12 protein-coding genes and 1 pseudogene are annotated in these 13,321 nt (G+C 61.7%); 7 read left to right on the forward strand and 6 right to left on the reverse strand.

Going from position 1 to position 13,321, the window contains the following annotated elements; all coding sequences use genetic code 11:
- Positions 1-185: 185 nt before the first annotated feature.
- Positions 186-1,187 (reverse strand): glycosyltransferase family 2 protein, encoded by a 1,002-nt coding sequence (locus tag X735_RS138800; protein ID WP_245273299.1) that lies wholly within the window; start codon positions 1,185-1,187, stop codon positions 186-188.
- Between the two features lie 44 nt (positions 1,188-1,231).
- Entirely contained in the window at positions 1,232-2,134 is a 903-nt protein-coding gene (locus tag X735_RS138795; RefSeq protein ID WP_023813780.1) for a lysylphosphatidylglycerol synthase domain-containing protein, read from the reverse strand.
- Positions 2,135-2,705: 571 nt separating this feature from the next.
- Here X735_RS138795 and X735_RS138790 point away from each other — a divergent pair.
- Positions 2,706-3,182 (forward strand): DUF995 domain-containing protein, encoded by a 477-nt coding sequence (locus tag X735_RS138790; RefSeq protein ID WP_023813782.1) that lies wholly within the window; start codon positions 2,706-2,708, stop codon positions 3,180-3,182.
- 687 nt (positions 3,183-3,869) lie between these two features.
- On the opposite strand, the gene galE is transcribed toward X735_RS138790, so the two are convergent.
- Positions 3,870-4,949, reverse strand: coding sequence for a UDP-glucose 4-epimerase GalE (gene galE / locus X735_RS138785; protein ID WP_023813783.1), 1,080 nt, complete (start codon positions 4,947-4,949; stop codon positions 3,870-3,872).
- A pseudogene (locus X735_RS01000000166390) lies at positions 4,946-5,993 on the reverse strand (UDP-glucuronic acid decarboxylase family protein). Before X735_RS01000000166390 ends, galE begins: the two are co-directional and overlap by 4 nt.
- A gap of 1,053 nt (positions 5,994-7,046) precedes the next feature.
- Here X735_RS01000000166390 and X735_RS138780 point away from each other — a divergent pair.
- The 5 genes from X735_RS138780 to X735_RS138760 all read left to right on the forward strand — a co-directional run bounded on the left by X735_RS138780 (position 7,047) and on the right by X735_RS138760 (position 10,763).
- Positions 7,047-7,652: a hypothetical protein gene (locus X735_RS138780; RefSeq protein WP_023813786.1), complete on the forward strand. Its 606-nt coding sequence runs from the start codon at positions 7,047-7,049 to the stop codon at positions 7,650-7,652.
- A 62-nt stretch (positions 7,653-7,714) separates the two neighbouring features.
- Positions 7,715-8,569 (forward strand): 23S rRNA (adenine(2030)-N(6))-methyltransferase RlmJ, encoded by an 855-nt coding sequence (locus X735_RS138775; protein ID WP_023813787.1) that lies wholly within the window; start codon positions 7,715-7,717, stop codon positions 8,567-8,569.
- A gap of 193 nt (positions 8,570-8,762) precedes the next feature.
- On the forward strand, positions 8,763-9,215 hold the full coding sequence (locus X735_RS138770; protein WP_023813788.1) for a hypothetical protein: 453 nt from the start codon (positions 8,763-8,765) through the stop codon (positions 9,213-9,215).
- Positions 9,216-9,348: 133 nt separating this feature from the next.
- Positions 9,349-9,930 (forward strand): TetR/AcrR family transcriptional regulator, encoded by a 582-nt coding sequence (locus X735_RS138765; protein ID WP_023813789.1) that lies wholly within the window; start codon positions 9,349-9,351, stop codon positions 9,928-9,930.
- The gene (locus tag X735_RS138760) at positions 9,927-10,763 is read left to right on the forward strand and encodes a DMT family transporter (RefSeq protein ID WP_023813790.1); all 837 of its coding nucleotides are present in this window, start codon (positions 9,927-9,929) and stop codon (positions 10,761-10,763) included. The genes X735_RS138765 and X735_RS138760 overlap by 4 nt, the downstream gene beginning before the upstream one ends.
- A gap of 38 nt (positions 10,764-10,801) precedes the next feature.
- Here the strand turns inward: X735_RS138760 and X735_RS138755 are convergent, their stop codons facing one another.
- Positions 10,802-11,113, reverse strand: coding sequence for a transcriptional regulator (locus X735_RS138755; protein WP_023813791.1), 312 nt, complete (start codon positions 11,111-11,113; stop codon positions 10,802-10,804).
- Positions 11,114-11,577: 464 nt separating this feature from the next.
- Complete coding sequence (locus X735_RS1000000169500; RefSeq protein WP_210164049.1) at positions 11,578-12,129, reverse strand: hypothetical protein; 552 nt, start codon at positions 12,127-12,129, stop codon at positions 11,578-11,580.
- Between the two features lie 449 nt (positions 12,130-12,578).
- Between X735_RS1000000169500 and X735_RS138750 the strand changes: the two genes are divergently transcribed.
- Positions 12,579-13,175 carry a glutathione S-transferase family protein gene (locus X735_RS138750; protein WP_031213750.1) on the forward strand — a complete coding sequence of 199 codons (597 nt, stop codon included), beginning with the start codon at positions 12,579-12,581 and terminating at the stop codon, positions 13,173-13,175.
- Positions 13,176-13,321: the final 146 nt, after the last annotated feature.

Below are 13,321 nucleotides of genomic sequence, written 5' to 3' on the forward strand. Positions count from 1 at the left end.
GAGGGCGAGGGGTTGGCGCAGGATATTGCGCCTTGCCTCGCCCTCAGGCCGCCATTCCCGGCGTCGACGAACCCTGCCGGTCCACTGTCGGCCTTGAAACCAAAATCACACCCAGCAAGCTGTTGATGAAGCCACCGCTCCGGTCAGCGCTGTGGGCGCGGAGCTTCCATGGCGTTCCGATCAAGTCACGATGGCCGGCTGGGGCGGAGCCAGCCGTCATTGTCACCGGGCGCCGGGCGCGGCCGCGCGACATAGGCCGATGCTCCATTCGCTTCGTGATAGACCCGTGCCAGCATTTCAGCCAGCACGCCCGATGTCACCATCTGCACCCCGGCGATGAGCAGGAAGAAGCCGGTGAACAGCATCGGGCGTGTTCCGATGTCCTCGGCGAAAAGCAGCTTCAGGCAAAGCAGGTAGGCAAGGATCAGCGAACCCAGCGCGCCAAGCACGATGCCGATGCCGCCGAAGAAGTGCCCGGGCCGTGTGCGATAGCGCATGAAGAAATACATGAACACCAGATCGAGCACGACCCTGAAGGTGCGCGAAATGCCGTATTTGGACTGGCCGTGGATGCGGGCATGGTGCGTCACCACCTCCTGCGCGATGCGTCTGGGTGTCGTCACCGTGGCCAGCCATGCCGGGATGAAGCGGTGCATCTCGCCATAGAGCTTGACGCTGCGGATGACGTTGCCGCGATAGACCTTCAGGCTGCAGCCATAGTCCTTGAGGCGCACCCCGGTGACGCGCGCGATCAGCGCGTTGGCAATGCGCGAGGGCAGCCTGCGCATGAAAAACCCTTCCTGGCGATCCTTGCGCCAGCCGACCACCAGGTCGAGATCCTCGCTCAACAGGCGGTAGACCATACGCGGAATGTCGAAGGGATCATTTTGCAGGTCGCCGTCGATCGTGGCGATGACGTCTCCGCGCGCCGCGTCGATGCCGGCCTGCATCGCGGCGGTCTGCTTGTAGTTGCGCACCAGCTCGACCGCATGCACATGCGGGCCGTAATGCGCCGCCAGGCGCCTGATCTCGCTCACCGTCGCGTCGGTACTGCCGTCATCGACCAGCACGACCTCCCATGGCTGCTCGTAGCGTTCCATAGCCTGGTGAATCCGTGCCAGCAGTGGCTCGACGTTTTCGGCTTCGTTGTACATGGGTACGACGATGGACAGTGTATGGTCCGGCATCACCGTGCCGTCAGGCAGTCCCGAAGCAGGGATGGGCAATACGCTCATAGGGATGGTTTCCTTGCAGGGCCGACGGCCGGGTTCCCCGGCAGCGTCGATTTCGAGGGAAACAGCCAGGCGATCGCACCCGTGGCGATTGCCGAGCAGAAGATGAACAGATGCAGTGCCAGCGCTGCCTGAAGGCCGCTCTTCATGGCAATGCCGGAGGTGAGCAGCGCCGCCGCTGCACCCGCCTCGTAGGTGCCGAAGCCGGCAACGCCTTGCACCGGCAGTATGGCGGCGCCTTCGGCCCCGACGACGCCTGGAAAGGCGGTCGAAAAGGATGTCCCCAGCAGCATTGCCAGCAACCATCCCTGTACGGTGAGCTTCAGCGACCAATTGGCGATCGTCCACCACCAGCCATAGCGCGATCGGCCGGTCGCCTCGGTGAAGACATCGCGCAGCCTGCCGAGTTTCGCCACGATCTTGCCGCGGCCTGCCCAGTCATGCGGCGCCCGCGCCCAGCGCGGCAGATACCAGGCGGCAGCGACCACCGCCGCCACGCCCGCGATCCTTGTCGCCGGATGCAGGCCCGGCCACACCACCAGGGCCAGCACGCCGACGACGAAGGCATCCTGCAGTCTGAACCACAGAAGCGAGGCGCTGGCGCGCATGATCGGTATGCCGAAGACCTGGCGCAGGAGCAGGGGAAAGGCCGTCTCGCCGCCGCGAAAGGGCACGACGTTGATCATTGCATTGTGGATCAGGATGATCCGCAGGCAGGCACCGAAACGGCCATGCACCTCGTCGCGGAACTCGTCGCAGACGCGCAGCGCGCGCAGCACGTAGGTGACGAACAGCGCAAGCGCCACTGCCGCGAAAGCGCCGGGCGTGATGCTCGCGAAAGCATCGCCCACCATCTTCCAGCGCGAGTCGCTGACGACCCACGCCAGCAGGGCCAGGCTCACGATTATTGAGGCAGCTCGTTTCAACAATTCAACAATTCCTGCGCAGGCTTGCGCTATCGGATTCCGTCGGCCGCGGCGTGCTGTATCTCAAAATCCACAGCATTGGTAGCGGCCCAAGCCTTTCCGATCGATCGCATTGCCTGGCTTGCGAGCGCGCATCCGCGCAACTTCAGGCGGCCGCTGAACCTCCGGCATCGGCCTGCTTTCCGACCCGACTATGGCCTCGGTTTCATCGATGGCTGCTGATTAGGTCGGCCGGCTGTCCGGATCCATAAGCCCGATGCGCAATCGCGATGTTGCCGTCTTGATGGACAATGCGCGTGTCGCGAATAGTTGTTGCCCGCGTGCTTTGCGGCGGTTGACACCGCCTTTCTCACGACTGTTAAATGGTTCGCGTGGCCGTCAAAGTGCTGACGCAGCCGCCTTGGACCGAATAGACATGCGAGTGCCAACTATGCCGACAGCTTTGATCAGATCGCTGCCGCTTGATGTCGGCCGTCGGCATCGCAAGGGGCCTCGGCGGTGTGCAAGTCTCAAGCAACTTGTGCTGCTCCTAGCTCTTTGCGGTCAGGTGGCTGTTTCGGGAGCGGCGCACGCGGCCGCCGCCAACGACAAAAGCACGGCGGAAGCCGGTACCGCCGCTGTTCCGACTGCTTACGAACTACAGCTTCTGTATGCCGGCCGCACATGGATATGGAAGGACGGAGCAGCTTATTTCGCGCGGGACAATCGACACCTCAGGGCCTGGACGTCCGGGCAGGGCACGGCAACCGTCGCGGAGGGCAGATGGCTGGTGACCAAGGACGGCAAGATGTGCATGGAACTCGCCTGGCGATCGAAGAGCTACACCGGCGACCAGCACCGCACCTGCTACAGCCATCGCATTCAGGGCCGGAACATCGAGCAACGCAAGGATCCGGACGGGGAATGGTACGGTTTCAAGCGATCTCCCGAGGATCCTTCCGACGAATACAAGAAATTCGAAGCAGGCGACACCAAGGGCGCGCAGTTCGAAGAGACCCGCAAGCTGGTCGATGCCAAGAACTAGGCCATGCTTCCAGCCGCGCTGAGATGGCCTGGCTGTTCTTGCCGTGTGCCTGTCGCGGAACCCGCGAATCGCTTATGGTGAAGCCTTAAGCGGCTCGGCAGGCGCGGTCGTCGCGCCGATCGCATCTAGTCGCATTCAATTGCATCAGCCAGACGACGAGACGATGGCCTGCCATACGGTTTTGATGAAATTTAATAATTAGTGATATCTAATATAACGTGTGATGTGCGAGTGGTCACTCATGCGGCGTGAAAGCGGCCCAAGTATAGTATGTCGCAACGCGCTCTTGGCTTATACTTGATAGCAAGGGACAGAGGATGAGAAATTCCGCGAGCGTATTTCGCTCAAGCAAAAATGTCGTATCTATTGCCGCGGCCGTGGCGCTGAGCTCTATGGTTGCAGGTTGTCAAGGTATGGACGCAACTGAAACCGGTTCGGTCCTTATCATGCCCACAGTCCACCCGGCCCGCAGTCAGCCCGCGGTCCAGCCCGTGCAGGCCACATTTCTCGTGCGCTCGCTCCGTGCCGACCATCCGATCCAGATGACAAGCACAATAGCAACTGAAAGTGCCTACGCCTTTGCACCACCGCAACGGATCAAAGCCAGCACGCCGGCGCCGGTGAAAATCTCGTTCAATCCGGGCGATGGCAGCACGTTCTCGGGCGGCTCGCCTTATATCTGCAGCCCTAGCGGATTTGGCCAGCGCGCGAGCTGTCACCCCCGCTATCTCTGACTCGTCGAGCGACGACCGACGCTGCCACCCTGGCTGGCGGCAGTTTCATTGGCTTGGTCTTCAGTCCGAAAAAGGGAGCGGCTGTCCTGACAATCGTGTCGATGTCTGAAAGCTCCGGCACAAAGCCAAGATGTTCGCGTGCGCTTCCCGGATCGGCGTAGAGCTCCGCCGGATCTCCGGGGCGCCGGCTCCTGAGCACTGCCGGAACCGGCCTCGACGTTATCCGCCCGACCGCCTTGACGATCTCCTTGATGGAAACGCCCCGCCCGGTGCCGAGATTGACCGCAAGGTTTCGCCCGCCACCCTCGAGATGCATGAGCGCTTTCAGGTGGGCGCGGGCCAGATCGGTGACGTGGATATAATCCCTTACGCAGGTCCCGTCCGACGTGTCGTAGTCGGTGCCGAAAACCTCGATCTCGTCGATGATGCCCGCTGCGGCCATGAGCACTCTGGGAACCAGATGGGTTTCCGGCGAATGCCACTCACCAAGCTCGCCGTCTGGATCGGCGCCGCAAGCGTTGAAATAGCGCAGGATCGCAAACTTCATTCCATACGCGGATGCATAGTCGCCGATGATCTGTTCACCCATCAGCTTGGTGCGTCCATAAGGGCTGATCGGATTTTGCGAGGAGGTTTCGCGAATGGGCAACGCTTCTGGCACGCCGTAGGTCGCACAACTGCTGGAGAAGATGATGTTTTCGATCGAACTCGCGCGTGCGGCATCGAGCACCGCGATGGTGCCTGTCACATTGGTCGAATAATATTCGGCCGGCTCGCGAACGGACTCCCCGACATAGGCCAGCGCCGCAAAATGGACCACGGCCGTCGGCCGGTAGGTTTCCATCGCCCGCCGCAGTGCATCCCGATCCCGGATATCGCCGACGACAAGCGGACCCCAGCCGACCGATCTCTCATTGCCGCGGCTCAGATTGTCGAAAACCACCGGCATGTAGCCGGCGGCGGCCAACTGCTTGCAGGTGTGGCTGCCGATGAAACCGGCTCCACCCGTCACCAGGACTGCCGGCCGGCTCATGAAGCGGCAGCTCCTCTGGCGATGTGACTTCCGTAAAGCAGGGCATCAAAATACTCGACGGTACGCGCGAGCCCCTGGCTCAAGCTGATTTTCGGCTCCCAGCCGAGATTGGCCTTGGCAAAGGAGATGTCCGGCTTGCGCTGCCTGGGATCGTCGACGGGCAGCGGCCGATGCACGATCTTCGACCGGGCGTTGGTGTAATCGACGACCAGCGTCGCCAGTTCCATGATGGTGAATTCGGCAGGGTTGCCGAGATTGACCGGGTGGGCGGGCGCAATCGGTGCGTTCATCAGCCGGATAAAGCCCTCGATCAGGTCGTCGGCATAGCAGAAGGAGCGCGTCTGCTGGCCGCTGCCATAGACGGTCAGGTCCTCGCCGCGCAGCGCCTGAACGATGAAGTTCGAAACCACACGCCCATCGTCGGGCTGCATGCGGCGACCGTAGGTGTTGAAAATGCGAGCGACACGGATATCGAGGCCATAGGTTCTCGAATAATCGAAGAACAGGGTTTCGGCCGAGCGCTTGCCTTCATCGTAGCAGGAGCGCGGTCCGTGCGTGTTGACGTTGCCGAAGTAGCTCTCGGGCTGTGGATGCACGAAGGGATCGCCATAGACTTCGGACGTAGAGGCCTGGAATATCTTGGCCTTGTTCTGTCGCGCGAGTTCCAGAAGGTTCAGCGATCCAAGTACGCTTGTCTTGAAGGTGTGGATCGGATCTGCCTGGTAGTGCGGCGGAGAGGCGGGGCAGGCGAGATTGTAGANGATTGTAGATCTCGTCGCATTGAAGATCGCAAGGCAGTGCATCGACGATGTCGTGCTCGATGCAGCTGAAGCGCGGATTACGCAGAAGGGTATTGAGATTGTATCTTTTGCCGGTGTGGAAATTGTCCAGCGCGACAACGTCGTATCCGTCCCGCAAAAGACGTTCGCACAGATGCGATCCTAAAAATCCCGCTCCTCCGGCGACAAGGGCGCGCCGTCGGCTTTGGTTGGCGCCCCTTCGGCTGCCGGATTCCAGTTTCAGAACCTTGACAAGCTTACTCATGCTTTCCTCATACGCACCGCACACGCTACCGCCGGGCCGGGACAAAGCATCGCCCGGCCACGTTCCTCAGAACGTGGCAAACCTCCGCATCTGCGGAACCGCCATCACTGATGTGCGTCAATTGTTCTTTGGCTTTCGCGAAGCTGGTGCGACTACACAACCTCCGTGCTGCCGCTCAGCATTCTCTGCGCCCCGAAATCGCGATCACACGCTCGGTGTCACCATCGTCGATTGCTCGCCCAAATTGCACATCCCAACACATCGAAAATATACCTGTGGAAATCATAGTCAACTAAATTAGATATTTCTTAACCATATCTGTTTGCGAATGGTTAATCACGGGCCGGTATCGGCCTCGAAGCTGAACCGGGAGATGTCCAGAGCAGTTCCTCATTTCGAATCAGCGTATTGGGTCGGTCGCTGGCCGTCGGCGCCACACGCTGTTCGTTATGTCGAATCAGCGCTTGGCAGCCAAGATCGCCATGGAGGAGGGGTTGCGCAATTCAGGGCGAGGTCGGGATGGATCCAGCCGAAAGTGGATTTAACGACCCAAGCGACGGGAAAATTTCAGATAGCAACGAGATTGCTGCCCGAAACCGCTCGGAGTGCAAATATAAATTCCAGGGCGCGAATATTCATACCATAGGGCTTGACCTATCGTAGGCACGCCGCAGCTGGCTATAGTTGGAAGAAGGGCAAGGGCTAAAGCTTTGTAAGCAAATTCATTCACAGGGACGAATTTTGACTTTATCCTCTTTTGGTGCCGCTGTTCATGATCTTTGCGCATCAAGGCCTCTGGTTCGCAAGGCGCACCGATGGCCCATTTCGCCGAAAAGCGCATGCGCGTGTTCATTTCATAGTGGAGGAGCGGTCATTTCGGCAACGAATTTTAAGCGCATAGGTAGAACTCCGCATTGGCGCCCGGCCACGCCGCCACCGGGTTGTTGCTTGCGCACGTCTAGCTCGATCGCCTGGGGTGGCGACTCGGCTGGCCATCGCCTTTTGATCGTTGGGGCGCTATTGGCAAGGTCACGATGGAATGTGGTGATGTGAATGCGCTTTCTGTTTGTCCTGATCCTGCTCGTCGGCGCCGGCATTGGTGTCGTCTATCCCTGGGCGATGAGCAATTTCTCCGGCCATCAGATCGGCACCTGGCGGGTCTATGAGCAGGGCCGCTTCAAGCCGCTGACGGTGCCGCTCTCCGGCCGCGACGCGCCGGTGCGGGTGCTGGTCGACCTGACCGCAAGAGCAGAGCGCATCGTCTCGCAGCAGCGCACCGTGCTGACGCTGACCGCTGCAAGCAATGGCCGCACGGTGCTCGCCTCGACGCTGCAGTTCAACCATTCCGACAATCCTCGCCAGGCTAGCCCGCAACTGCCCGACAAGATCTTTCGCGACGAGGCCGGCGTGATCGCGACCGTCAGCCCAGGCCCCTATACCTTCACCGTTGGACCTGGTGATGCCGACGACATACCGATGCGGGCGGTCGATCTCATCCTGCGCTCCGGCGCCGGGGAGATCGACAGCCGTGCACGGCCGGTCGGCTTCGCGCTGATGGCGATCGGCCTGATCGGATTTTTGCTGACCTTGCGCACTCGTGGCGGCCGGCCGGAAAATCCGAACTCGCAGCCGCCACCGCCGCGCTGGGGCAGGGGCTGATGCATGTCGCCCAAAAGTGTGCAGCGGTTTTGGGACAACGACATGCATAACGGCACAAAACCATGAACTACCGCCACGCCTATCATGCCGGAAATTTCGCTGACGTCGTCAAGCATGTCGTGCTGACACGCTTGCTCGAGTATCTGAAGCAGAAGGACAAGGCGTTTCGGGTCGTCGACACCCATGCCGGCATTGGCCGCTACGACCTGTCGTCCGTCGAGGCGCAGAAGACGGGTGAATGGCAAGGCGGCATCGGCAGGCTGATCGATGCCTCGTTTGCCGCGCCGGTGGCGGTGCTGCTCGCGCCTTATCTGGAGACAATACGGTCGCTCAACCCCGAGGGTGGCATCCAGAAGTACCCGGGCTCGCCGTTGATTGCGCGCCATCTCATGCGCAAGCAGGATCGGCTGACGGCGATCGAGCTGCACCCCAAGGATGCCGCGAGGCTGAGGACGTTCTTTGCCGGCGATTTCCAGGCCCGGATCACCGAGCTCGATGGCTGGCTGGCGCTCGGCGCCCATCTGCCGCCGAAGGAAAAGCGCGGCCTTGTCCTCATCGATCCGCCATTCGAGGAAGCGGGTGAGTTCGAACGCCTCGTCGACGGGCTCATAAGGGCGCACAAGCGGTGGCCCGGCGGCATCTACGCGCTCTGGTATCCGATCAAGGACCGCAAGGCGATCATCGCCTTCCGCAAGGCGCTGAAGCAATCCGGCATTCCGAAGCTGCTCGACATCGAATTCGAGATCAGGCCGGCCTCTTCGGAACCCAGCCTCGACGGCAGCGGTCTGCTGGTGGTCAACCCGCCGTTCACGCTGGAGGGCGAGCTGCGGATGCTGCTGCCGGCCCTGCACAGGCTGCTTGCGGTGGGGCGGCCGGCGCACTGGTCGTTGGAATGGCTGGCCGGCGAGCAGGCTTGAGGCGGGCTCATCGATGACCCAGGGACCGTGCTCTCTTGGGTCTGGATATGAACGTGCCAGAGCCATTCCGGTGCGTGCAAACTCGGCTTTGGTCAAAAAGCGGTTTCAAACTGGGAAACCATTGTCAACGCAACCGCTTGACCGCCGCCGAGCGAATCCGCACAGTGCGCGCAATCGACCTTGAGAGGCTGCCATGACTCGCTTCGCCAAATCTGCCCTTGCCGCCCTGATTTCGCTCTGCACCCCGCTTGCCGCGCCTCTCGGTATCACCCAGACTGTGCAGGCCGCCGATCTTACGGTCTATTCCGATGAAGACAGCGGAGTCTGCGGTCAGCCCTGGGTACTGAACAAGATCACCAGCCGCTTTTCCTATCAGGTGCATCACGTGCCGCATCTGCCTGACGTGCAGATCACCGATTTCCGGCGCATCCACCAGCATCGCTATCTGGCGGCCAACGATACCTGGCCGATCGGTCGCCGTTATTGCGGCGCCACCGTCAGTCTGTCCGACGGCCGCGATCGCACCATCTGGTACCTGATCGAGGAAGGCCAGGGCTTTGCCTCGATCGGCGACAATGTCGAATTTTGCGTCTCGGGCTTCGATCGCTGGATGGTCTACAACGGCCGCTGCCGCATTCTGCGCTAAACCCGGTCTCCCCTTCCAATCTCTTTCGCGCCTGTGGCTTGATGGCTGCAGGCGTTTTTCGTGCCGCGTTGACAGCAGGTGCGATCCGTCGCATAGGTATGAGACAGACCTGTCTCACTACTAGGTAGCCTCCATGACGTCATCGTCCGCTTCCGGCAAGCGCCAGCACGTCGTTGAAACGGCCTACGTGCTGTTCAAGCGCGCCGGCTTCCATGCCACGGGTATCGACCGGATTATCGCCGAAGCGGATGTGGCCAAGATGACGATGTATCGCCACTTTCCCAGCAAGGATGAACTGATCGTCGAGGTGCTCGACTATCGCGCTATGCGTTTCGACCGCCAACTCGCCCGGCTCACCCAAGAGGACGTTCCGCCGGAGCAGAAAATCGGAAGAATCTTCGACTGGCATGGGCGCTGGTTCCGCAGCCCGGATTTCCATGGCTGTCTGTTCGCACATGCGCTGGCCGAGTTCGGCGATCCCGGGCATCCGGTTTTCAAGGCCGTTGTCAGGCAGAAGAACGGCCTCAAGCGGCGCATGCGGTCTATCCTCGAAGATATGATGCCGCGCGGCCGCGCCGAGAGCGTGGCGGCGACGCTGCTTATGCTGATCGAAGGTGCGACCTTGCTGGCGCAGATGGGGCAGGCCGACGCCGCCATTCGCGACGCCCGCAAGGCGGCCATGGGCATCGTCGCTGCTTCGCGCAGGCCGCAATGAGCCCGCTGGTCATCGGGCTCGCATTGTTTGCGGCGATCCTGCACGCAAGCTGGAACGCGTTCCTGCGCACGGGGGCCGACAGGCTGTGGACCGTCACCGTCATGAGCTTTTCAAGCACGGCGCTCGCCATCCCCTTCGCCTTCTTCCACGACCTTCCGGCCGCGCCGGCCTGGTCCTATATCGTGCTCTCGGCCTGCCTGCAGGTTGGCTACAGCTTGTTTCTCGTGGCCGCCTACAGATATGGCGAACTGGGGCAGGTCTATCCGATCGTTCGCGGCAGCGTGCCGCTGCTTGTCACGCTCGGCGGGTTCTTCCTGGCCAACCAGCAGCTCACTCTGCCGCAGACCGTCGGCGTCGCGCTGGTCGCTGGCGGCATCATGGGCCTTTCACTCGGACGGGGCAGGGCCGCCACGACATCGATATTCTATGCATTGGCAACGGGAGCGATCATCGCCGCCTATGCGACGGTCGATGCGCTCGGCGTTCGGGCGGCGGGAAACGCCGGCGCCTACACTGCATGGGTCCTGCTGATCTACGGCGCGTTGCTGCCGGCGGCCTTCGTCGCCTGCCGTGGCCGGCTCATAGTCGACCTCCGGGCGCCGGAAACCTGGAAGGCGCTGGGCGGGGGCCTGTTTGCACTTCTGGCCTACGGTGTCGTGGTCGCGGCCTTCGCGCTCGGACCAGCAGGTCCGATCACCGCGATCCGCGAAACCAGCGTCGTCTTCGCGGCCTTCATCGGACGCCTGTTCCTCGGCGAGGTGCTGACGCCGCGGCGGGTCGGCGCCTGCGCCATCGTCGCGCTCGGCGCCATCTGCCTCGGCTATCAGCCGTGACGGAACTGCGGATCGCGCAGGATTGCCCGGTCACCACGCTATTTCCTGCGCGGCGCCGCCTCGGCCTGGTCGAGGATCTTGCGCAGGAATGCGGCGTGGCCGCGGAACGCGCGCCGTCCACTCATCGTCGCCCTGACGCGCGTCTGCGGCCGGCGGCCGACGAACAGCTTTTCGATGTCGACATAACCGGCCCTGGCCAGCGTATCGAGGTGCGCGCCGAGATTGCCGTCGGTGACGTCCACGATGGCCTTCAGCCCGGTGAAGTCCAGCGTTTGACGTCTTTCCAGCATGCTCAGCGCGGCCATGATCCTGAGCCGAGTGCTCTGGTGGATGATTTCGTCGGCACTCATCGATTGGCTCCGGCGCAGCCAAGCCGGAGGCCACGGACAACCATGCTGCCGCCGTGGCGGACCGTCTTGGCAATCTGGAACGGCGGCAGCGCCGTTTGCCTCTGTGCGATCGACATCGAAGTACTCCCCATGCTGTGCAGAATACTCTGTTACGTAGAGTTATCTGTCAATTCACGAGCAAGCCGGTCTGCGATCGTGCTTGACAAGACGATGCATCGACCGGCTGTCGCGTTGCAGTATAGATCGTCCGCCTGCACGAGATGATCGCACCGATGAGGCGGCGGTCATGATATCGGCGGCCGACGATCGACACGCAAAGCTGTTCACTGATCTTGGGAGCTTCACGAGAGGAGCGGTCCCGCGGAGTGCGGAGAATGTCGGCGACACATTCTAGCCATTGGTCGAAGATCAGCAGTGAATTTCTGCGACGATCAGCACGACCATGTGCCGATCGTAACCGAAATTTAAGCTGCGAAAATCAGTCTATTGCTTCGCTGGCTAGCAAGCCGCGAGTCAGATATGCATGAGCGCGCCGGGTCATTACGGCCGTCGGCACAAAGGAAGGGGCATCGCATGGCTAAGCAGTCATCCAAAGCGCCGGCGTCCAAGGCACCGGCAAAGAAAGCACCCGCAAAAGCAGCGACGGCAAAGGTCGCAGCTGCAGTGAAGAAAGCAGCACCCGCTGCCAAGCCGAAGGCCGCGGCGGCCAAGGCAAAAGCAGCACCGGCCAAGAAGCCGGCAGCGAAAGCTGCTGCGAAACCGGCAGTGAAGAAGGCAGCACCCGCCAAGGCAGCGGCAAAGCCGGCGGCGAAGGCGGCACCAGCCAAGAAGCCTGCAGCGAAGGCCGCCGCGAAACCCGCAGCGAAGAAGGCAGCGCCTGCAAAGAAACCGGCTGCCAAGGCTGCACCTGCCAAGGCTGCACCTGCCAAGAAGCCGGCTGCGAAGGCTGCACCGGCAAAGAAGGCAGCGGCAGCGAAATCTTCAGCACCGGTGAAGAAAGCGGCACCTGCGGCCAAGCCGAAGGCAGCGCCCGCGAAGGCCGGCAAGAAGTAGTCGCGTCTGCCCTCGCCGGGGCGGTGCCAAAACAGTCAAGGGCGGGTGCCTGACAGGCGCCCCGCTCGCTGTTTAGGCAGTCGGAAGGCGAGAACAGAGGCGGACGGAGGATATCTTTTCGCAGCTCCCAGGACTTCGCCATAGGGCGAAGTCCGGTGGGGCTTTTTTTGTGTCATTCATGCGGGTGATGAAATATCGGCGCGAGGCTCTTCGGTCTTGCCTGTCGGCTGAGCGATCCCTGCGATTCCGGCAACTCGGCGACCATGGTGATGAAGCGCCGTCTTCACGGAGCGCTCGCTAAACGGCCCTGGCCGATGCGCCGCTCGCTGGCGGCTGGGTTTTCCGCTTCTGGCCATTGCTCGATCGCGCCTGATCGGTCAACACTGCCGGCCTGCAAAACAGGAAACCGATCATGCCCAGACTGCTCTATGCGTCCACCTCTCCCTACAGTTCCAAAGTGCGCATGGCCGCAGCCTATGCCGGCATCGACATCGAAACGGTGGCGGTCAAAACCGAGGACAAACCGGCCGAACTGGTCGACGCCAACCCGCTCGGCAAGATCCCGGTTCTGGTGCTCGACGACGGTCGCTCCATCCATGACAGTCGCGCCATCACCCAGCATCTCAACCGTTTGTCGAAGAACGCGCTTTTTCCACGCAATCCCGACAAGCGGCTCGAGGCGGAAGTGCTGGAGGCATTGGCCGACGGCATTTGCGACTGCGCGCTGTCGATGGTCTATGAACGGCGCACGCGGCCCGAGGAGATGGTCTATCAGCCTTGGCTCGATCGCCAGTGGGCGAAGATCACGGCGGCACTCGACCTGCTCAACGCCAACCCGCCGAAGCTGCCGAAGAAGATCACCGCCGGCCAGATGGCGCTGCGCGCCTGCCTTGGCTATCTCTCGCTGCGCTTTGCCGGAAAATGGGAAAAGGGCCGCGCCCGGCTGACACGGTGGGCTGCGCGCTTCGACGAGAAGTTTCCAGAGCTGAAGCCCTGCATTCCCGGTTGATAGCCGATTGCCCCGGGATTGATTTCCCGATCACCCGGGAAAATCACTCAGACACAAAAAAAGCCGGGCGCGAGGCCTAATGCAGTTCACTTAGGCACCTTCAGTGTTCTGACAGGATATTTGGCTGGTAGCTTTTTGACGACACG

This window comes from Mesorhizobium sp. L2C084A000, assembly GCF_000502875.1.
Classification (GTDB): domain Bacteria; phylum Pseudomonadota; class Alphaproteobacteria; order Rhizobiales; family Rhizobiaceae; genus Mesorhizobium.